Genomic DNA, 20,654 nt, shown 5'->3' with positions numbered 1-20,654 from the left:
GTTAACATGATTAAAATTACGATAAGTCGCACGAAATTAGGAAGTATCCAATCATTTAAAATGACTGGACATGCCGATTATGCGCCACATGGACAAGACCTTGTCTGTGCTGGAACTACAGCGGTTGTGTTTGGTTCTATAAATGCAGTGGAAGAACTTTGTAATGTGCAAGCAACTATTGAACTCGGAAGTGATGGCGGATTCTTAACGTATGAATTGCCTAATGATTTAGACGTTCATGCAGCAGAAAAAGCACAAACGCTTTTAGAAGGATTAGTTGTTTCGCTTAAGACGATCGAACTTGATTACGGAAAGTATATCCGTTTAATAGAAAAAGTGCAGGAGGTGTAACGTATGTTAAGATTAGATCTTCAGTTTTTCGCATCTAAGAAAGGTGTAGGTAGTACAAAGAACGGTCGTGACTCTCAGTCAAAACGTCTTGGTGCTAAACGCGCAGATGGTCAAACGGTTACAGGTGGTTCAATTCTTTACCGTCAACGCGGTACAAAAATTTATCCAGGTGTTAACGTTGGTCGTGGTGGCGATGACACTTTATACGCGAAAGTTGACGGCGTAGTACGCTTTGAGCGTCTTGGTCGTGACCGCAAACAAGTGAGCGTATATCCTGTTGCTCAAGAAGCATAAGAACTCACGGAAAACTCTAACCTGAGTGCAGGTTAGAGTTTTTCTATATTAAGGGGTATCTAAATGAATGAAAAATGGACAATTATAGATGCATTGCGCCATTCAAGACATGATTGGCTCAATCGTATGCAGATGGTGAAAGGAAACCTTTCCCTTGGAAAAGTGGAAGAAATTCATAGTCTCATCGATCGTTTTGTCCAAGAAGCGAGACAAGAATCCAATCTGATGGGGCTATCAATGCCTTTATTTTCAGAGTGGATTTTAACATATAATTGGAAACAGCAGCCGTGCTTATTGGAGTACGAAGTATTAGGGAAATTACATAACTTATCTCACTTAGATGAGACTGTATGTACATGGACGAATCAATTTTTCTCGATGCTTCAGCATAGTTTAGACGTATATGTTGAAAATTATGTTTGTATCACAATTGAATGTGACGCGGATAATGCTCGTTTCTTTTTTGATTTTCGTGGTAAGCTAACGAGTGTAGAAGAACTACAGAATTGGCTTGCGACCCAAAACAATAAATGGTATTCCATTTCTTATACAGTGCGAGACGAAGAAGTCTCAGTTATATTACAACCAATTGAAAAAAGTGTGGTGAAATAATGTTTGTAGATCAGGTCAAGATATATGTAAAAGGCGGCGACGGTGGTAATGGTATGGTTGCGTATCGTCGTGAGAAGTATGTACCAAAAGGTGGCCCAGCAGGTGGCGACGGAGGTAAAGGTGCAGATGTTGTTTTCGTAGTTGAGGAAGGCTTACGTACATTAATGGACTTCCGCTACCAACGTCATTTCAAAGCTGATCGCGGTCAGCACGGAATGAGTAAAGGTCAGCACGGACGTAAATCTGAAGATTTACTTGTAAAGGTTCCGCCAGGAACAGTAGTAAAAGATGAAAAAACTGGTCAAATTCTTGCCGATTTAGTAACGCATGGACAAACTGCTGTAATTGCAAAAGGTGGCCGTGGTGGCCGTGGTAACTCACGTTTCGCAACAGCTACGAACCCAGCGCCAGAAATCGCTGAGAACGGGGAACCAGGTCAAGAGCGTGATGTTATTCTAGAACTTAAAGTACTAGCAGACGTTGGACTTGTTGGATTCCCAAGTGTAGGTAAATCTACATTATTATCTGTTGTATCATCAGCGCGTCCGAAAATTGCAGAGTATCACTTCACAACAATCGTTCCGAATCTTGGTGTTGTTGAAACTGGTGATAACCGCAGCTTCGTTATGGCTGACCTTCCAGGACTAATTGAAGGCGCACATGCTGGCGTCGGACTTGGACACCAATTCTTACGTCATATTGAGCGTACACGTGTAATCGTGCATGTTATTGATATGTCTGGTTTAGAAGGCCGTGATCCATATGAAGATTACGTAACGATTAATAATGAATTGAAAGAATACAATCTTCGCTTAACTGAGCGTCCGCAAGTTGTTGTTGCAAACAAAATGGATATGCCAGATGCAGAAGAAAACTTACAAGCATTTAAAGAGAAAGTGGGAGACGAAGTAAAAATCTTCCCAATCTCAGCTGTAACAAGACAAGGTGTTCGTGACTTACTGTTTGAAGTAGCGAACTTAATAGAAACAACACCAGAATTCCCAATACATGAAGTTGCGGATGAGTCTGATACAAGTGTAATGTACAAATTTGATACTGAAGGTGTTAAATTTGAAATTACACGTGAAAGTGATGGCACGTTTGTTATCTCTGGTTACGATATCGAGAAAACATTCAAGATGACAGACTTCTCACGTGATGAATCTGTACGTCGTTTCGCTCGTCAAATGCGCGGAATGGGTATTGATGAAGCGCTTCGTGCACGTGGTGCAAAAGACGGAGATATTGTAAAAATTCTTGAATATGAATTTGAATTTATCGATTAAGACTGCCGAAATACGGCAGTCTTTTTTTATATCGTAAAAATCGGATTTATATAGGAAAAAATCCCCACTAATTAAATTTTCAATTTATAATAAAAAGGGAGTGGTTTTTAGAAGAATTTTTTATGGGGAGAAAACGAACATGTATAAAATATTAATTGTAGAAGATGATGAGAAAATCGCGGGAATATTAGAAGAGCATTTAGAAAGATATGGCTATCAATCATTTAGAGCAAGTGATTTACGTCAAATAAAAGATGAGTTTGTAAAAGTGAATCCTCATCTCGTGTTACTTGATATTAATTTACCGTACTTTGACGGTTTTTATTGGTGTCGTCAAATTCGTACTGTATCGAATGCGCCAATTATTTTTGTTTCTGCAAGAACAGGAGAAATGGACCAAGTAATGGCGATTGAAAATGGCGGCGATGATTATATTACGAAGCCATTCCATTTAGATATCGTAATGGCAAAGGTGAAGAGTGCGCTTCGCCGTGGTTACGGAGAGTATGCTTCTGCTGCTGAGAGTGATTGTTTAGGTGTAAATGGACTGTTGTTATTCCCGTCTCAGCATATTGTTGAGTGGCAAGGACAACAAACTGAACTGACAAAAAATGAGTTTTACTTATTAGAGTGTTTAATGAAACAGGTGAATCAATATGTAACGCGCGAAGAACTGTTAGAAGCTCTATGGGATGAAGTAGCATTTGTGGATGATAATACATTAACCGTAAATGTAAAACGTGTAAGGAAGAAACTAGAGGAGTTAGGCATTAAAAATGCAATTGTAACGAAACGTGGATATGGTTATGCGCTTCTTACGGAGTGGGGCGAAGGGCATGAAGGTTAAAAATTACCTCATGGACCGCTTTTCTTTAATTCTTTCTTATATTGTTAGCCTTTGTTTATTTGGGCTCGTTTTACAGTTGCAAAGTCTTTTAGAAAAGCGATCCATTGATTGGAGTACGTGGTTATATGGACTTTTATTAGGAACAGTTGTGTTTACTGTATACCTCATTTACGATTACCGAAAACGGAGTGTGTTTTTAAAGAGGATCGAAAAGTATGTTACTGGTGGAAATACATTACATGACTCTTTACTTATTGATGAATCTTATACATCAGAGCAAGAAATGGTCGTTGAATCTTTTACGTTATTAAGACAGCAATATATGAATGAAGTTCATAAACAGCATGCGAAAGAGCAACAGCAAATGATATTTATGAACCAATGGATTCACCAAATGAAAACACCAGTATCTGTTATTGAATTATTGCTGCAAAAGTTTGGCAAAGAGCATCGTGAGGCAAGAGCAACAGTTGAAAGTATTCGTGAAGAAAATAACCGTATACTAAATGGTTTAGATTTAGCGTTACATATGGCAAGACTAGAGCAGTTTGCGAAAGATTATAAGGTAGAAGTAGTAAATGTTATAGATGTCGTGCGAGGTATTATTAATGAAAATCGGAAATCCTTCATTCAATCGTCTGTATTTCCGAAAGTGATGTTTGAAGAAGATACTTGTATGGTTGCCTCTGATAGAAAATGGCTAAGTATTGCTATAGGTCAAATCGTTGTAAATGCAATTAAGTATACGAAAATTTCAGCGGCAGAGAAAAAGGAAATTCAATTTCAAATTGAAGAGAAAGACCAAAAGGTGTTATTACATATTAAGGACAATGGAATCGGTATTCCAGAGCAAGATGTAAAGCGCATATTTGATCCATTCTTTACGGGGGTAAATGGCCGTAAAACGAGAGAAGCGACTGGAATGGGGTTATATATTACGAAGGAAATTTGCGATAATTTACATCATGGAATGTATGTCCAATCGGCTGAAGGAGAAGGGACAACATTCACGTTCCAATTTGCAAAAGATGAAGAATATCATACATTGATGAGAAAAATGACAAAACTGTAAGATAACAAAACGTTTTGTAAGGGAAATCACTCGTTTCTTTTTCTTATTTTTCTTATAGTAAATGTAAGAAGAAAACACGTAGGGGGATTAGAAATGAGTGTTCTTGAAGTAAAAGGATTAACGAAGGTGTACCAATCAAAAGGTTCAGTAGCGACGACTGCTTTAAACGATATAAATTTTAAAATAGAAGAAGGCGAATTTGTAGGGATTATGGGTCCTTCAGGAAGCGGGAAAACGACGCTTTTAAATTTATTAGCAACAATTGATAAGCAAACTTCAGGTCATGTGCTTGTAAATGGTGAAGAAATTAATCAAATGCGTGCTGCAAAATTAGCGGAGTTTCGCCGTACACATTTAGGGTTCATCTTTCAAGATTTTAATTTACTTGATACGCTATCGATTAAAGAAAATATTATTTTACCTCTTGTAATGGCGAAGAAATCTGTAAATGAAATAGATGCAAAAGTGCTTGAGATTGCAAAGTTCTTAAATATTGAAGAAATATTAAATAAAAAAGTATACGAAGTATCTGGGGGACAACAACAACGTGCAGCAGCAGCGAGAGCAATCATTCATGAACCGACGTTAATTTTAGCAGATGAGCCAACTGGAAACTTAGACTCGAAGTCAGCGAAATCGCTAATGGGCGCTCTGCAAGATTTACACGAGCAAAAGAAAGTAACGATTGCAATGGTTACGCACGATCCAGTAGCGGCTAGTTATTGTGAACGTATCCTTTTCATACGCGATGGGGAAATTTTCTCGGAAATACATAAAGGAAGAACGAAACAAGCCTTTTTCCAAGAAATTCTGGACGTACTTGCGATGCTAGGAGGAGAATATCATGAACTTTCGCCAGCTCGCGCTTAATAACGTAAAAGGAAATTGGCGTAACTATAAAGCGTTTCTTATAAGTAGTTGTTTATCGATTGTCGTATTTTTCATGTATGCTTCTTTTATTTATCATCCAGATGTCGTAAGCGGTAATATTAGTATGAGAAAGATGATCACAAAAGGATTAGAATCGATGAATTATATTGTGGTCATCTTCTCGGCACTCTTTATTTTATATGCAAATTCAACGTTTTTACGAGCAAGAAAAAAAGAGTTTGGTCTACTAACATTAATAGGTGGAACGAAATCGCAGATCGGCCGAATGATTATATTAGAGCAACTGATGTTAGGTAGTATTGCAATTGTAATTGGTATTGGGGTTGGAATGCTTTGTTCAAAATTATTTTTCCAAGCGTTAAGCGTATTATTGAAAATAGATAAGACACTTCCACTTGTTTGGAATAGTAAAGCAGTTCTTATTACAGCTGGCGTATACTTTATCCTATTTTTAATCCTATCATTGTTTAGCGTTTGGACAGTAGGACGCTTGCAAATTATTGATTTATTAAGAGAAGCTAGAAAGCAAAAAGTAGAGCCGTTTGCATTTACATGGTTATGTGTAGTTGGTATAGGATGTATTATTGCTGCATATGTACTTAGCTTCCAAGTAACGTTTCTGAATTTCCTCATCCTCTTTTTACCGGTGGTAGGACTGACAATTGGCGGAACGTATTTATTATTTACACAAGGTAGTACAGTTGTATTAAAAGCATTACAAAAAAGAAAGCAATCTTTCTATACGTATCCAAATATGTTTGTTCTTAGCAATCTTATTTATAAAATGAAAGATAATGCTCGTTTTCTATTTGTAATTTCTATTATTACGGCGGTAGTATCTTCAGCAGTAGGTACACTGTACGTATATTTTGAAAATATGAGTGCGAAAACGGTAGAACTTACACCACATGCTATTTCATATGAGGAAAAGGGGTTAAATACGCATAATCTTATTAATGAAGAAAAGGTACAGGAGCTTGTGAAGAGACACGGGTTTGAAGATGCGCGAAAAGTAACCTACGTTAAACTACCGGCAACACAGAAAATAACGTTGTTTAATAGTGAACATGAAGTACCGATGACGATTATTTCAGAAAAAGAATATAATGCAGAAGTGCGCAAACAAAAGAGAGAGCAACCTACAGAAGTTCATAATGCACCAGGTAGTGCAACGATGGTTATGGTTGATATGTCAAATGAACTGATGAAGATAGATCGTACGAAACCGTATGAATTTACAATTAACGGGCAAAAGCAGTCTGTTCAATTAAATAATCCAACGCAGTATTCTGTTTTTAATGATAGTGAATATCTTATTGTAAATGATCAAGATTTTGAGAAATATGCAAAACTCGTACCAGATGAAGAAAAGACGAAATATTACGGTTATTATATCGAGGATTGGAAAAATACAGAAAATCTTGTATTAGATTTGAAAAATGAAATTGCACCAGAAAAGCAAGGAGAATTGAGAAATTCAGTGTTTGCGTATAAGGATATAAGAGAAGGTGGAGCAATTACAATGTTCATCGGTTTCTTCGTAGCGGTACTGTTCTTCTTCTTCGCTTGTAGTATGACATACTTTAAATGGTTTAACGATAAAGAACAAGATCGTATTCAATTTAAATCGTTAAAGAGAATCGGTATGACAGATAAAGAAATTCGCAAAATTGCGATTCGACAAATGGGAGTTATCTTCTTTATCCCAATTTTAATCGGTTCCATTCATAGTGGAGTTGCTCTTCATACGTTAGGGAAAATGCTTTATATTGATTTATGGAAATCAGGTGCGCTTGTAATTGGAGCATACATTTTAGCTTCTGCCATTTACTTTATGATCGCGCAAAGAGGATATTTAAAACACGTAAAAAGCTAGGGGAACCTCTAGCTTTTTGCCTATGCAGTAAGTTACAGGAGGACGATAGATGAACATTTGGCAACTAGCGCTGCAAAATATAAAAGGAAATTGGCGTAATTATAAAGTGTTTTTCTTAAGTAGTTGTTTTGCAATATTTGCTTCTTACGCATATATGTCTGTCATTGTGCATCCGTATATGCAAGAGACGATGTGGTATCAAAACGTACGTTGGGGACTTATCATATGTAATGTTATAATCATTTCTTTTTTCGTCATATTTATTTTGTACTCTACTTCTATTTTCATAGAAGCACGTAAGAAAGAATTAGGGTTATATATGTTAATGGGAGCAACGAAATCTAACGTAATAGGAATGATTATGACCGAACAAATTTTAATCGGGGTCTTCGCGAATATTTTCGGTATTGTGCTCGGTATGATATTTTTAAAACTCTTTTTTATGGTATTTAGTATGTTACTGGGGCTTCCGAAAGAACTCCCTGTGATATTTGACGTAAGGGCGATTGGTGTAACATTTATTACATATATGGTCGTTTTTATTTTGTTATCTTTTATAAGTGCTTTACGTATATGGAATATAAAAATCATTCGGTTATTGAAAGAATTTCGAACAGATAAAAAAGAGAAGAAAACATCAAAGTGGCTTTGTTTATTCGGTTTTGCTTGTTTAGTGGGCGGGTATGCGTTGGCGCTACAAGTGACGATGACTACGATAGCAATATACTTTTTCCCTGTGTCTATACTTGTCTTTTTTGGAACGTACTTTTCTTTTACACATGGAGCTACCCAAGTGTTAGAAATGATAAAGCGAAATAAAAAGATTATGTATACATATCCGTATTTATTTATAGTGAATCAATTGTCACATCGAATGAAGGAAAATAGTCGCTTTTTCTTTCTGATGTCTATGGCAACGACGTTTGTAGTTACAGCAACAGGTACGGTGTTCTTATATTTTTCTAGCATGCAAGATATGTGGCGAACTGGAGGGGTACACTCGTTTTCGTACATAGAAAAAGGTATTTCTACTCATGAAGTCTTTGAGGAAGGTGCGGTTGAAAAATTACTGCATCACTATGAGTATGATGATTTTCAATATATGAGTTTTGTTGGAGTTTATGCATCCTTTCAGTCTAATAAGGGAGAAACAACAATAGTACCGCTTATAAAAGAAAGTGAATATAACCAAGAAGCCAGGAAACAAAGACAGAAAACGTATCGTCCTAAAAAAGGTACAGTGACACTCGTTTATTATAATAAATACAATAATTCGAATGTATATAATCAAAAAGAGATTCAATTGCAAGTAATGAATCAACCATATCAATTCGTATTTAACGGTCAGAAAGAAGGGGTTCAATTTAACCATCACCCTTCGTACATTAATGGTCTGTTCTTCGTTATGAATGATGAAGATTTTGACAGTATAGCAAATCAGGTTCCTGATTCTGAAAAAATGATATATAGAGGCTACACATTATCAAATATCGAAAAGACGAAGAAATTAAATGAAGATTTACGGAGACATATAAAACAAGATAATAATAATGCATTTCGAAGCAATATGGAGTTGTATGTAAATATGAAAGAAGTCGGCGATATTACTCTATTTGTAGGCTCATTTATTAGTATATTATTCTTTCTCACTTCATGTAGTATCGTGTATTTTAAATGGTTCCATAATATTGCATCGGACCGAAAGCAGTATGGTGCACTCTCTAAACTTGGAATGACGAAGGAAGAAGTATGGAAAATTTCTCGTTGGCAATTATGTATGCTATTTTTTGCGCCAATTATAGTAGGGAGTATGCATAGTGCAGTTGCATTATATACGTTTCATAATACGCTTTTTATGGATGGCTCATTAAGAAAAGTAGGTTTGTTCATTCTGTTTTATATCGCAGCATGTATCATTTATTTCTTCTTCGCTCAAAGAGAGTATAAGAAACATTTAGACTAGCGAATGCTAGTCTTTTTTAAATATTCGAAATTTACATAGAAGAATATAAAAAAGTATGGTATAACAGTAAGAAAACGAAAAAGAGGGGAAAAGACGATGATTCGAGTAGGATATTTAGGACCAGAAGCAACATTTACAAATATGGCGGTGAGTCGTTTTTTTCCGGAAGCAGAGCATGTACCGTATCGAACGATTCCAGATTGTATAGATGCAGCTGCAAACGAAAATGTAGATTTCGCAGTTGTACCGTTAGAAAATGCAATAGAAGGTTCAGTGAATATAACGGTTGATTACCTTGTACATGAGCAGCCGCTTTCCATTGTAGGAGAAATTACAGTACCAATTCAGCAGCATTTACTTGTACATCCGCAGTATGCAGAAGTGTGGGAAGAAGTATATGCAGTGCATTCTCATCCGCATGCCATTGCACAGTGCCATAAATTTTTAAATGAAGAATTAAAAGGAGTAACTGTTCGAGATATGACATCTACAAGTGCTGCTGCACAATATGTGAAAGAACATCCTGAAGAGAAAATTGCCGCTATTGCAAATGAAGCGGCTGCAGAAAAATACGGATTAACAATTGTGAGACGTAGTATTCATACGCATAAAAATAATCATACACGTTTCTTAGTACTCCATAAGAAAAAGAAAGCAGTACTCCCGAATAACGGAGAGAACCGCGGAGAGAAAACGACGCTTATGATAACGTTACCTGCAGATTATGCAGGTGCCCTATATCAAGTGTTATCAGCTTTCGCATGGAGAAAATTAAACTTATCAAAAATCGAATCGCGTCCGATGAAAACAGGTCTTGGAAATTACTTTTTCTTAATCGATGTCGATAAAGCATACGATGACGTATTATTGCCAGGCGTAACGATGGAACTTGAAGCACTCGGTTTTTCTGTTACTGTGCTGGGGAGTTATTCTTCTTATTGGTTGTAAGATGTAGATGGAATGTTGGTGTTTGTCTAATCGTCAATATCATTTCATTGCCTAATATATTTTTTAATAGATTAATAAAATCCCACCTGCAGAAGGTGGGTTCTTTATTTTAACTTCGCAAGACGATCTTCTAATTGACCACGCCAAATATCAGCTAGTTCTGGAACAGCAAGAATCTTCTCGATGCCATCTTTATCTTTTCTATTATGAAAATAAATTTCGTTAGAGAATAAAACAGAAACATTGCTTGATGGACGTTCTAGTAATGTAATTTTTGAATCTTTACGTACAGTACCTTCTTGAAGAACGCGGCATAGGTAGCCAGTAAATCCAGTTGCTACAATACGCGGCAGTATGCCAGGGATGCCAAGACGTTTTGAAATTGTGCTACAAGGTACGCGAGCTTGCGTTACTTGAATGATTGCTTCGCCTAGTTGATATGTATCTCCGATGCATACGTCATGCTCTAACATATTTGTTACGGTAATGTTTTCGCCAAATGCGGAAGCTGGAAGTGTTGTTTGAAATTCTTTTTCCCATAGTGCGTAATGCTCGTGTGAGTACACACAAACTGCGCGATCAGGTCCACCGTGGTGTTTTAAATCTGCTACATCATCACCAAGGAAGCCATCTTTTGATAGGAAAGCTTCTTCGGTAAGTTCTTTACATATACCTGTAATCATTTCTTTATCTTCGCCATATTTCATTTGTTTCGGTTTGCCAATGCTAAAGTGAACGAGTTCAATTCCCATATTTGATCTCCTTTACGATTGATTACAATATTATAGCATTAAAAAAGCACAGAGAATGATAAAAACTCTGTGCTTTACATTAATAAACGAGAAATCCTGCTTTATCTAACGCCTCACAAGCAGCATCTAATTTTTCTTTAGAATCTGCCTCGATTGTATGTAAGTGAATACCATCTGTTAGTTGTGAAAGATAGGAAGCATTTGTGTTTTCGATTTTTTGTAAATATTGCTCTACATCAAAGCGATTGCTTACCATAATGGAGGCTGTTAAGTCACCGTATACAGGATGCTCAACTTTTACGTCTTTAATCGTAACGCCATGGTCAACAAGCATTGTAAGTTCCTGACGTACTTCTGCTGGTTTATGTTGGCATACGATTACGCGTTCAAAAGTTTGTTGTTTCTCTTGTGGCTTTAAATATAAATAGCCTTGAGCAGTTGCAATAATTGGTTCGTTTCGTGCTTTAAGCAAGGAAATATCTTGCACGATAACTTGTCTACTTACGTTCGTCTTTTTCGATAGTTCATTCCCCGATAACGGTTCATTTGCAGCAAGAAGCCACTGGAGGATAAGTTGTCGTCTTTCTTCACCTAAAATCTTTTTTTGTTCATTTTGTTTCATTATGATTTAACACCTCTATAAAATTGATTTCCAATTGTGTGTAGTGCATGAATAGTAGTATCAATTTGATCTTTCGTTGTTTGTTGTCCGAAAGAGAAGCGGACATATTGTTTTGCCTCTTCATACGTTTTTCCAATTGCAAGCATAGTTTTCGAAGGTTCTTGTTTGCCGACTTGGCAAGCACTTCCGGTGGAAATGGCGATACCATGGCGATTACATTCTAGCATAGTATATTGACCTTCTATTCCTTTTATTGTAACCCCAACAATATGTGGTAAACAAGAAGTAGAATGACCTTCTACTGTAATTTCTAGTGGAAGTGTTTGTATTTGCTCTAAAAAGTAGGATCGTAACTCTTTAAAACGTAAACTTTCTTCCCATTGAGTTTTTAATATATTTTCAGCAGCTGTTAAAAAAGATGCGATGCCGGGAACGTTCACTGTACCTGGGCGAAATCCTTTTTCGTGAGAAGTTCCTGGAAATACTTGTTCCCAGCGAGTTTGCGGATTTATGTAGCAAGCGCCGACACCTTTTGGTCCGTATATTTTATGTGCTGAAACAGAAAGACTATCAACCCCCATCTCAAAAACATGGATAGGCAGTTTACCAAACGTTTGCACACAATCCGTATGAAATAAAACATTATATTTTTTTAAAAGTGCCCCGATTTCTGTAATGTTTTGAACGGTTCCGATTTCAGAGTTTCCATGCTGTATACTTGCTAGCACAGTATCTTCCGTAATAGCTGCCTCTAAATCTACTAAACAAATGAGTCCATTTTTATCAACAGGAATTTCAGTGATCGTATAGCCTTTTGATTTTAGAGATTGAAAATAACTTCGAATGGATGCATGTTCCATAGGTGTCGTAATAATATGCTTCTTATTTCGGGCATTTAGAAGTGATTGGATCGCAAGATAGTTCGATTCCGATCCACCACTTGTGAAAAATACTCCTTGTTCTTTTCCTCCAATCATTTCCGCAAATGTTTTTCGGCAAACTTGTAATAAAGAAGAAGCCGTTCCTCCAATATCATGTAAACTTTGTTCATTTCCGAAGTATTGCGATGCTGCTTTCATATATGTTTGTAACGCTTCCTCGCTCATAGGTGTAGTAGCTGCATAGTCAAGATATATCATCATGTAAGTTCCTCTCTCTAGTAAGAGTTACATTTCTTTTACTTTTTAAATGGTAGTGAAAATAAGAATTATAAAAAAACTCTTGTCATTATTTTAAAACTATGTAAATATAGGTGTCAAGACAGTTGAAAAGTGTAAAGTAGGAGGCAACAATTATGCCAAGCGCAGATGTCTTAATTATTGGAAGTGGCGTTGCGGCACTTCGTGTTGCAAAAGAGATTTGTCACGAAAAGAATGTGATTATTATCACAAAGGAGACGAAACGTAATAATAATACACATTTAGCTCAAGGTGGAATTGCCGCAGCGGTAGCTACATACGACAATCCTAATGATCATTTTGAAGATACGCTAGTAGCAGGGTGTCATTATAACAATGAAGAAGTGGTCCGTTATTTAGTCGAGGAAGGACCGAAAGAAATTAATAACCTTATTGAAAATGGAATGAAATTTGATGGAGATGAAACAGGTCCTCATCTTGGAAAAGAAGGAGCGCATCGAAAACGTCGTATTTTACATGCAGGTGGCGATGCAACAGGAAAGAATTTATTAGAGCATCTTATTCAAGAAGTAGCTCCATACGTTACGGTAGTGGAACAGGAAATGGTGCTCGATTTTATTATAGAAAAAGATAAATGTGTTGGGGCTTTAACTCGCAACAATAAAGGAGAATTGAAACGTTACAATGCAGATTATACGGTGTTAGCTTCAGGCGGTATTGGCGGTTTATACGCCTTTACTTCTAATGACGAGACGATTACAGGCGATGGACTTGCAATGGTGTACCGTGCAGGCGGAGAGCTTGTAGATTTAGAGTTTATACAATTTCATCCGACGATGTTATACGCGGGTGGGCGTTGTTCTGGTCTTGTGTCCGAAGCTGTTCGCGGAGAAGGAGCTGTCCTTGTAAATGGAAAAGGGCAGCGTTTTATGATGGATATACATTCCGAACAGGATTTAGCGCCTCGTGATGTAGTCGCAAGGGCTATTCATGAACAGCTACTTGCGGGTGAAAAAGTGTACTTAAACATCGAAATGATTCAAAACTTTGAACAACGCTTTCCGACCGTGTCATCGATATGTAAAACAAATGGAGTCGATATAAATAAAAAACTTATTCCAGTCGTGCCTGGTACTCATTTTCACATGGGCGGCGTGAAAACGAACTGTGATGGAGAGACGTCTATTCCGAACTTATACGCAGTCGGTGAAGTAGCTTGTAACGGGGTTCATGGTGCAAATAGATTAGCGAGTAATTCATTATTAGAAGGTCTTGTGTTTGGAAAAAGAATCGGACGACACATTTTATCTAGAGAGACAAAAGAAAAGGTGAACATGCTAGCCGAAAAGGAAGCAAAGTTTATCGTTCTGAATCATTTACCGACGAAAGAAGAAATACAAAAATGCATGATGAAATATGTTGGGATTGTGCGAACAGAGCAAAGTTTATCTTATGCGAAGAGATGGCTTAGTAAGTATGGTGTTCGAAATATGATATTACAACATGATGTTCTTACGAATGAAGAGATAACGCTTATTAATATGTTAACGGTTTGTGAGCTTATAGTTGTGTCAGCCTTGCAAAGAGAAGAAAGTATTGGCGGGCATTACCGGAGTGATTATCCAGATAGAAATATAGGAAAGAAAGAGATTGTTCGAGTAAAGAGAAAACGACAACTTGTGTAATGAGGGGAAGAGGGGCTTTATGAACACGATAAAAGTTAAAGAAGCATTAAATCGATTTTTTTTAGAAGATATAGGGGAAAGAGATGTAACATCTCAGCTTATTTTTCCAGATAACTTGCTTTCGAAAGGAACATTTCTTGCGAAGGATACAGGGGTCTTTGCAGGACGTTTAGTAATTGAATCAGGATTTAAATTAATTGATGAGAGAATTGAAGTAGAGCTGCATAAAAAAGATGGGGACCTTGTAGAAAAAGGCGAAATCATTGCAACTGTGCAAGGTCCAATTGCATCGTTATTAACAGCAGAGCGCGTTATATTAAATGTTATTCAGCGTATGAGCGGAATAGCGACGATGACGCGTAAAGCGGTTCTTGCTTTAGATAGCAGTCATACTCGCATTTGTGATACGCGAAAAACGATGCCAGGACTACGTATGTTTGATAAGCATGCAGTCGTGTGCGGCGGTGGATTTAATCATCGCTTCGGTTTATATGATGGTGTCATGATTAAAGACAATCATATTGCGTTTGCTGGTTCTATTACAAAAGCTGTTACATCAGTGAAAGAGAAGTTAGGACATATGGTGAAAGTAGAAGTAGAAACAGAAAATGAGGAACAGGTGAGAGAGGCTGTTGCTGCTGGTGCTGATATTATTATGTTCGATAATCGTACGCCAGATGAAATCCGGGAGTTTTCAAAAATTGTACCAAGTGCTATCGTTACAGAAGCTTCAGGGGGCATCACAATTGAAGATTTACCGAAATACGGAAAAACAGGAGTAGATTATATTTCACTTGGAGCGTTAACACATTCAGTGAAAGCACTTGATATTAGTTTCAATATTGAAGGATAAGGAAAGTGGCTTAGAGGGGAGAAACGTATATGAGTATTTTAGAACAAGTACAGCCAATTGAAACGATGTTACCAGAGCGTTATTACACGATGTCAACGGAAGATATGGAAAAGCGTGTTCGTGAAATTAAAGAGAAAATGGGGAAAATGTTATTCATTCCAGGGCATCATTATCAAAAAGATGAAGTGGTACAATTTTCAGATGCAGCAGGGGATTCACTTCAGCTTGCACAAGTTGCAGCGAGCAATAAAGACGCAAAATATATTGTGTTTTGCGGGGTGCACTTTATGGCGGAAACAGCAGATATGTTAACGACAGATGATCAAGTTGTCATCTTACCAGATATGCGTGCAGGTTGTTCGATGGCGGATATGGCAGATATTGAACAAACAGAAAGAGCATGGAAAGAGCTCACGAAATTATTTGGAGATACGATGATTCCGTTAACATATGTGAACTCTACAGCTGCAATTAAAGCGTTTTGTGGTCGTAACGGAGGAGCAACAGTAACATCTTCTAATGCAAAGCAAATGGTATCTTGGGCGTTTACTCAAAAAGAACGTCTCGTCTTTTTACCAGACCAACATTTAGGGAGAAATACAGCGTACGATTTAGGTATCCCGTTAGATAAAATGGCAGTATGGGACCCACACACAGATTCATTAGAGTACGATGGGGATATAGAAGAAATTCAAGTAATTTTATGGAAAGGGCATTGTTCTGTTCATCAAAATTTTACAGTGAAGAACATTGAGAGCGTACGAAAAAATCATTCTGATATGAATATTATTGTACATCCAGAATGTTGCTATGAAGTTGTAGCTGCTTCAGATTATGCAGGCTCAACGAAATATATTATTGATATGATTGAATCAGCGCCATCTGGTAGCAAATGGGCGATTGGTACAGAAATGAATTTAGTGAACCGAATTATTCAGCAACATCCAGATAAAGAAATTGTTTCACTTAATCCATTTATGTGTCCGTGCTTAACGATGAACCGAATTGATCTGCCTCACTTATTATGGACACTTGAAACGATAGAAAGAGGAGAAGAAATTAACGTTATTAGCGTAGACAAACAAGTAACGGCAGAAGCGGTTCTTGCATTAAATCGTATGTTAGAGCGTGTGTAAAGCAACGGTATTCCTGTTGCTTTTTTTCATACATATAATCATAACGAGAACGAAATGGGCATACATTGTTTTGAAGAAATCATTGTGGTTCTTTATGCTTATTCCGCTTCGAATGATATTGAAAATCGAAGAAGTGATAAAAGTGAAAAGAAGTTAATGTTATTTAGAAAGAGTTACTTCATGAGATTTGTTACTTATAGATAAGTTATACAGGAGGGGGAAAATTTGAAAATTCATATCGTGCAAAAAGGGGATACCCTTTGGAAAATTGCGAAAAAGTACGGAGTGGATTTTGACACGTTGAAAAAAACAAATACACAACTTAGTAATCCAGATTTAATTATGCCAGGTATGAAAATTAAAGTGCCATCCAAGAGTGTTCACATGAAACAACAGGCTGGAGCAGGTTCAGCGCCTCCAAAGCAATACGTAAAAGAAGTGCAGCAAAAAGAATTTGCAGCAACACCAACTCCGCTTGGAATAGAAGATGAAGAAGAAGTTACGTATCAATCAGCACCAATTACACAGCAGCCAGCTATGCAACAAACACAAAAAGAAGTGCAAGTAAAACCGCAAAAGGAGATGCAGGTAAAGCCGCAAAAAGAAGTACAGGTGAAACCACAGAAGGAGATGCAGGTAAAGCCACAAAAAGAAGTACAGGTGAAACCGCAAAAAGAGGTGCAAAAAGAACAGCCAATTCAAAAAGAAAAACCAGTTGAAAAACCGTCTGTTATTCAAAAACCACCTGTGATAGAAAAACAAAAACCGGCGGAAAAAGAAAACACGAAGTTTTCGGTAAATGTATTACCGCAGCCGCCACAACCACCAATAAAACCGAAAAAAGAATATAAAATTTCAGATGTAATAAAAAAAGGAAGCGAGTTAATTGCTCCTCAAATTAGTAAAATGAAACCTAACAATATCATTTCTCCGCAAACGAAAAAAAACAATATAGTATCGCCACAAGTGAAGAAAGAAAATGTAGGAAATATAGTATCGCCACAAGTGAAGAAAGAAAATGTAGGAAATATAGTATCGCCGCAAGTGAAAAAAGAAAATGTAGGAAATATAGTATCGCCACAAGTGAAGAAAGAAAATGTAGGAAATATAGTATCGCCGCAAGTGAAAAAAGAAAATGTAGGGAATATAGTGTCACCGCAAGTGAAAAAAGAAAATGTAGGGAATATAGTGTCACCGCAAGTGAAAAAAGAAAACGTAGGGAATATAGTATCGCCAAATGTATCGAAAGAAAATGTAGTGATTCCACAAGTCATACCGCCAAATATTCAAATGCCAAATATTCAAATGCCAATCATGGATAACAACCAGCCACCGAATATAATGCCAATCATGGATAACAGCCAGCCACCGAATATAATGCCAATCATGGATAACAACCAGCCACCGAATATAATGCCAATTATGGATAACAATCAAATGCCGAATATGATGCCGATCATGGATAACAATCAAATGCCGAATATGATGCCGATTATGGATAACAATCAAATGCCGAATATGATGCCGATTATGGATAACAATCAAATGCCGAATATGATGCCGATTATGGATAACAATCAAATGCCGAATATGATGCCGATTATGGATAACAATCAAATGCCGAATATAATGCCGATTATGGATAACAATCAAATGCCGAATATGATGCCGATTATGGATAACAATCAACCACCCAATATGATGCCCTATCAAATGCCGTATCAACAGCCCATGATGCCGCCGAATCCGTATTATCAACAACCAAATCCATATCAAATGCCATATCAGCAAGGAGCGCCGTTTGGACCGCAATATACGTCTATGCCCAACCAGAATATGATGCCAATGGATAATAATATGCCGCCGCTTGTGCAGGGTGAGGAAGATTGTGGATGCGGAGGAGAAAGTAGACTATATAGTCCACAACCAGGCGGTCCGCAATATGCGAATCCTTTATATTACCAACCAACTCAGTCTGCATATGCACCACAGCCAGGAACGATGTATTATCAACCAGATCCACCGAATGTATTTGGAGAGCCCGTTTCAGAAGAAGAGGACGAAGAAGAAGTTTAAAAAGGCGGGAGTATTCCCGCCTTTTTTACATTCCTGTTAATTAAGAAAATGAAGTTTTTTTATGAAGTGCTAGAAAATTCCCAGTGAAATATTAACAGTGTAAAAACCTTCTCGGTTACTCATCATAAGAGGGAGCTTTTCAGTAGAGAAGCTCATTCTAACAGAGGGGGTTTTTGTATTGAATACGAAAGTAAAAGTGATTGCTGCTTCTTTGTTAGTTACCAGTGCATTAGCTGCATGTGGTACACCGAAAGATAACAATGCAATGGATGGACGTAACTACAATTACGAGCGTACATCTTATAATGATACACACCAGTATCGTGATAATGTGACACGTAATGATCGTTATACAGATTATGTAACATATAGAAATGGTCGTAACGATACAGGATACAATTATTATCGAGATGTAAATTACAATGGACAAATTGCTAATCCGCATCCAACTCGTAATATTACAATGAACAATTCATACATTAACAATGATGGTAAAACAGCTGAAAGAATAACAAATCGTGTGAAACGTATGAATAACGTAGACCGTGTGTCTACAGTTGTATATGGAAACGATGTAGCGATTGCGGTAAAACCACGTAACACAGTGACAAATGAAACGGCGATGGCTAACGAAATTCGTCAAGCTGTTGCAAATGAAGTTGGAAACAGAAACGTATATGTTTCTGTAAGAAATGATATGTTTACTCGTGTCGATGCAATGAGTACGCGTCTACGTAACGGTACAGTTACAAACGATTTTAATCGTGACATAGTGAATATGTTCCGAGACATTCGTTACGGTTTAACTGGTACAGTGCGATAACAAAACAAAAGAGGAAGGGATAGCCCTTCCTCTTTATTCATCGTTGTCTTGTAAGCGACGTTTTTTAATAAAATAACTAACGGAATAAGAAACTAAAAAGCATATGAAAAGAATACTACCTGTTGAAATAGCTTCAAATAGAGGTCTTTCTGGACTGAAAATAATATAAATAATAGCCGTAACGATTCCTACAATAAGGGAGTGGAAGACAAGTTTGTAATAAGGAGTTAACTGTATTTCCTTTTCGCCTTCTTCTACATCGATTGAAACACTTAACTGTAAATAAGCAAGTAAAATACTTGTAAACATAAATAATAGCCACAATGGAGATTTCGTAATTTGATCAATGCCTTCAGTGAAACCGATATAGCCTAAAATTCCAACTACGCCAATGTATTGAAAAAGAAAGACAATACGTATGTTTTTTAACATTTGAAGAATGAGGCGTTCATCCTTTATTTTTTTCATAATATTCATCCCCTGCTTATTATGATTTCGCTGTCACATTAATTGTAACATATATATTGCAATTATCAATTTATAATTTACATAAAATAATTTGGATGAAAGAGGAAATAAAATATTTTTATAAACATGTTGCACTTATACTTTATTAATGTTATATTAGCAAAGCGATGAGCTAATTTACGTAAGACGAGAGATATGCTTAAGTGCTAAACACGCGAATGTGGTCGCCTGGTCTCTCGCCGTAAACGCATCAAGACGCCTGCTTTGCAGGCGTCTTTCATTTTATATAAAAGTAAATGATACATGCAGATGAGGTAAACCCTTATCTGCATTTTTTATTTTTCGAAAGAAATGTAATATGGATAAAACCCCCATTTCCGGAAAAACTACTAATGAAAGTATGATCTTGCCTAAAAGAGGTGAACGGAAATGAAATGGATACTGATTGCGATGCAAGCTTTCGTTATGATGTTTTGTTTCGTTTATGGAACGAATGTGAAGGCGGAAGGGCCAGTACCAGAAGTAACGAAAAAAGAACCTGAGGTTACAATTTTATTAGAGCGTATGTATGTTGATGGCGAAGTAAGCGAAGAAATACTTACAGAAAAAGTGACGGATTTAGAAAAGTTTTTACAGCAGTATAAAGAATGGCAGCTCGTTGATCGTGATGATGTACAAATTGTATTGCAAAAGAAAGTTGATGATATTTCTCCGTTATTGAAAACGAGCGGGTATTTTGGTGTTTCAGAGGAAGGGATATTACAAATTTTCAAAGGTGTACCGAAAAGTGATAATGCGATCCATTCTTTCTTTCAAATTGATATGAAAAAGCTTGAGAGCTATGAACGTGCGAAATTGAAACGTGGCATTCGTATTAAATCAAAAGAAGGTTTTGTGAAGACGATTGAAAAAATGAAGCAATACGCAGTTCAAAGTAAGAAAAAAAGCAGCTCATGGTGA

General features: G+C 36.9%; 19 protein-coding genes and 1 pseudogene. 16 read left to right on the top strand and 4 right to left on the bottom strand.

Annotation, left to right across the window (positions count from 1 at the left end):
• Positions 1-6 precede the first annotated feature (6 nt).
• From ACX9TM_RS22435 to pheA, 10 genes are all read left to right on the top strand, one after another.
• Positions 7-351, top strand: a complete 345-nt coding sequence (locus tag ACX9TM_RS22435; protein ID WP_001973720.1) for a ribosomal-processing cysteine protease Prp — start codon at positions 7-9, stop codon at positions 349-351.
• A 3-nt stretch (positions 352-354) separates the two neighbouring features.
• Positions 355-645, top strand: coding sequence for a 50S ribosomal protein L27 (gene rpmA / locus ACX9TM_RS22430; protein ID WP_000944958.1), 291 nt, complete (start codon positions 355-357; stop codon positions 643-645).
• Positions 646-708: 63 nt separating this feature from the next.
• A complete protein-coding gene (locus ACX9TM_RS22425; protein WP_001003584.1) occupies positions 709-1,257 on the top strand; it encodes a sporulation initiation phosphotransferase B in 549 nt (182 codons plus the stop codon).
• Positions 1,257-2,543, top strand: coding sequence for a GTPase ObgE (obgE, locus tag ACX9TM_RS22420; protein WP_000497128.1), 1,287 nt, complete (start codon positions 1,257-1,259; stop codon positions 2,541-2,543). Before ACX9TM_RS22425 ends, obgE begins: the two co-directional genes overlap by 1 nt.
• A gap of 139 nt (positions 2,544-2,682) precedes the next feature.
• Positions 2,683-3,390, top strand: coding sequence for a response regulator transcription factor (locus ACX9TM_RS22415; RefSeq protein WP_000276723.1), 708 nt, complete (start codon positions 2,683-2,685; stop codon positions 3,388-3,390).
• Positions 3,380-4,462 carry a HAMP domain-containing histidine kinase gene (locus ACX9TM_RS22410; RefSeq protein ID WP_000865411.1) on the top strand — a complete coding sequence of 361 codons (1,083 nt, stop codon included), beginning with the start codon at positions 3,380-3,382 and terminating at the stop codon, positions 4,460-4,462. Before ACX9TM_RS22415 ends, ACX9TM_RS22410 begins: the two co-directional genes overlap by 11 nt.
• Before the next feature lie 93 nt (positions 4,463-4,555).
• Positions 4,556-5,332 carry an ABC transporter ATP-binding protein gene (locus tag ACX9TM_RS22405; protein WP_000114529.1) on the top strand — a complete coding sequence of 259 codons (777 nt, stop codon included), beginning with the start codon at positions 4,556-4,558 and terminating at the stop codon, positions 5,330-5,332.
• On the top strand, positions 5,307-7,229 hold the full coding sequence (locus ACX9TM_RS22400; protein WP_001011407.1) for an ABC transporter permease: 1,923 nt from the start codon (positions 5,307-5,309) through the stop codon (positions 7,227-7,229). Before ACX9TM_RS22405 ends, ACX9TM_RS22400 begins: the two co-directional genes overlap by 26 nt.
• Positions 7,230-7,278: 49 nt before the next feature.
• Positions 7,279-9,192: an ABC transporter permease gene (locus ACX9TM_RS22395; RefSeq protein ID WP_001028679.1), complete on the top strand. Its 1,914-nt coding sequence runs from the start codon at positions 7,279-7,281 to the stop codon at positions 9,190-9,192.
• A gap of 96 nt (positions 9,193-9,288) precedes the next feature.
• Positions 9,289-10,140, top strand: a complete 852-nt coding sequence (gene pheA, locus ACX9TM_RS22390) for a prephenate dehydratase (protein ID WP_000621705.1) — start codon at positions 9,289-9,291, stop codon at positions 10,138-10,140.
• Positions 10,141-10,244: 104 nt separating this feature from the next.
• Here the strand turns inward: pheA and ACX9TM_RS22385 are convergent, their stop codons facing one another.
• The 3 genes from ACX9TM_RS22385 to ACX9TM_RS22375 all read right to left on the bottom strand — a co-directional run bounded on the left by ACX9TM_RS22385 (position 10,245) and on the right by ACX9TM_RS22375 (position 12,656).
• Positions 10,245-10,892 (bottom strand): MOSC domain-containing protein, encoded by a 648-nt coding sequence (locus ACX9TM_RS22385; protein WP_000510677.1) that lies wholly within the window; start codon positions 10,890-10,892, stop codon positions 10,245-10,247.
• 79 nt (positions 10,893-10,971) lie between these two features.
• Positions 10,972-11,514: a transcription repressor NadR gene (locus ACX9TM_RS22380; RefSeq protein ID WP_000812275.1), complete on the bottom strand. Its 543-nt coding sequence runs from the start codon at positions 11,512-11,514 to the stop codon at positions 10,972-10,974.
• Entirely contained in the window at positions 11,514-12,656 is a 1,143-nt protein-coding gene (locus ACX9TM_RS22375) for an IscS subfamily cysteine desulfurase (protein ID WP_000973778.1), read from the bottom strand. The genes ACX9TM_RS22380 and ACX9TM_RS22375 overlap by 1 nt, the downstream gene beginning before the upstream one ends.
• Before the next feature lie 152 nt (positions 12,657-12,808).
• Here ACX9TM_RS22375 and nadB point away from each other — a divergent pair, with 152 nt between their 5' ends.
• From nadB to ACX9TM_RS22350, 5 genes and pseudogenes are all read left to right on the top strand, one after another.
• Positions 12,809-14,338 carry an L-aspartate oxidase gene (gene nadB / locus ACX9TM_RS22370; RefSeq protein ID WP_001138533.1) on the top strand — a complete coding sequence of 510 codons (1,530 nt, stop codon included), beginning with the start codon at positions 12,809-12,811 and terminating at the stop codon, positions 14,336-14,338.
• 19 nt (positions 14,339-14,357) lie between these two features.
• Positions 14,358-15,191 (top strand): carboxylating nicotinate-nucleotide diphosphorylase, encoded by an 834-nt coding sequence (gene nadC, locus ACX9TM_RS22365; RefSeq protein ID WP_001092226.1) that lies wholly within the window; start codon positions 14,358-14,360, stop codon positions 15,189-15,191.
• A gap of 29 nt (positions 15,192-15,220) precedes the next feature.
• Positions 15,221-16,327, top strand: coding sequence for a quinolinate synthase NadA (gene nadA, locus ACX9TM_RS22360; protein ID WP_000025339.1), 1,107 nt, complete (start codon positions 15,221-15,223; stop codon positions 16,325-16,327).
• Between the two features lie 225 nt (positions 16,328-16,552).
• Positions 16,553-16,709 (top strand): annotated as a pseudogene (gene safA / locus ACX9TM_RS22355) (SafA/ExsA family spore coat assembly protein); the annotation flags it as partial.
• A gap of 1,872 nt (positions 16,710-18,581) precedes the next feature.
• Entirely contained in the window at positions 18,582-19,226 is a 645-nt protein-coding gene (locus tag ACX9TM_RS22350; RefSeq protein WP_001093536.1) for a YhcN/YlaJ family sporulation lipoprotein, read from the top strand.
• A 33-nt stretch (positions 19,227-19,259) separates the two neighbouring features.
• Here the strand turns inward: ACX9TM_RS22350 and ACX9TM_RS22345 are convergent, their stop codons facing one another.
• Complete coding sequence (locus ACX9TM_RS22345; RefSeq protein WP_000721223.1) at positions 19,260-19,694, bottom strand: hypothetical protein; 435 nt, start codon at positions 19,692-19,694, stop codon at positions 19,260-19,262.
• 429 nt (positions 19,695-20,123) lie between these two features.
• On the opposite strand from ACX9TM_RS22345, the gene ACX9TM_RS22340 reads away from it, so the two are divergent.
• Entirely contained in the window at positions 20,124-20,654 is a 531-nt protein-coding gene (locus ACX9TM_RS22340) for a BofC C-terminal domain-containing protein (protein ID WP_000871192.1), read from the top strand.

It is taken from the genome of Bacillus sp. LH1 (assembly GCF_057924895.1).
This window is presented reverse-complemented; position numbering and strand designations above follow the sequence as displayed.

What these genes read in the sequence shown, in the direction of transcription:
- ACX9TM_RS22435 (WP_001973720.1), top strand. Translation starts at nt 7, where the DNA reads ATGATTAAAATTACGATAAGTCGCACGAAATTAGGAAGTATCCAATCA.
- rpmA (WP_000944958.1), top strand. Translation starts at nt 355, where the DNA reads ATGTTAAGATTAGATCTTCAGTTTTTCGCATCTAAGAAAGGTGTAGGT.
- ACX9TM_RS22425 (WP_001003584.1), top strand. Translation starts at nt 709, where the DNA reads ATGAATGAAAAATGGACAATTATAGATGCATTGCGCCATTCAAGACAT.
- obgE (WP_000497128.1), top strand. Translation starts at nt 1,257, where the DNA reads ATGTTTGTAGATCAGGTCAAGATATATGTAAAAGGCGGCGACGGTGGT.
- ACX9TM_RS22415 (WP_000276723.1), top strand. Translation starts at nt 2,683, where the DNA reads ATGTATAAAATATTAATTGTAGAAGATGATGAGAAAATCGCGGGAATA.
- ACX9TM_RS22410 (WP_000865411.1), top strand. Translation starts at nt 3,380, where the DNA reads ATGAAGGTTAAAAATTACCTCATGGACCGCTTTTCTTTAATTCTTTCT.
- ACX9TM_RS22405 (WP_000114529.1), top strand. Translation starts at nt 4,556, where the DNA reads ATGAGTGTTCTTGAAGTAAAAGGATTAACGAAGGTGTACCAATCAAAA.
- ACX9TM_RS22400 (WP_001011407.1), top strand. Translation starts at nt 5,307, where the DNA reads ATGAACTTTCGCCAGCTCGCGCTTAATAACGTAAAAGGAAATTGGCGT.
- ACX9TM_RS22395 (WP_001028679.1), top strand. Translation starts at nt 7,279, where the DNA reads ATGAACATTTGGCAACTAGCGCTGCAAAATATAAAAGGAAATTGGCGT.
- pheA (WP_000621705.1), top strand. Translation starts at nt 9,289, where the DNA reads ATGATTCGAGTAGGATATTTAGGACCAGAAGCAACATTTACAAATATG.
- ACX9TM_RS22385 (WP_000510677.1), bottom strand. Translation starts at nt 10,892, where the DNA reads ATGGGAATTGAACTCGTTCACTTTAGCATTGGCAAACCGAAACAAATG.
- ACX9TM_RS22380 (WP_000812275.1), bottom strand. Translation starts at nt 11,514, where the DNA reads ATGAAACAAAATGAACAAAAAAAGATTTTAGGTGAAGAAAGACGACAA.
- ACX9TM_RS22375 (WP_000973778.1), bottom strand. Translation starts at nt 12,656, where the DNA reads ATGATGATATATCTTGACTATGCAGCTACTACACCTATGAGCGAGGAA.
- nadB (WP_001138533.1), top strand. Translation starts at nt 12,809, where the DNA reads ATGCCAAGCGCAGATGTCTTAATTATTGGAAGTGGCGTTGCGGCACTT.
- nadC (WP_001092226.1), top strand. Translation starts at nt 14,358, where the DNA reads ATGAACACGATAAAAGTTAAAGAAGCATTAAATCGATTTTTTTTAGAA.
- nadA (WP_000025339.1), top strand. Translation starts at nt 15,221, where the DNA reads ATGAGTATTTTAGAACAAGTACAGCCAATTGAAACGATGTTACCAGAG.
- ACX9TM_RS22345 (WP_000721223.1), bottom strand. Translation starts at nt 19,694, where the DNA reads ATGAAAAAAATAAAGGATGAACGCCTCATTCTTCAAATGTTAAAAAAC.
- ACX9TM_RS22340 (WP_000871192.1), top strand. Translation starts at nt 20,124, where the DNA reads ATGAAATGGATACTGATTGCGATGCAAGCTTTCGTTATGATGTTTTGT.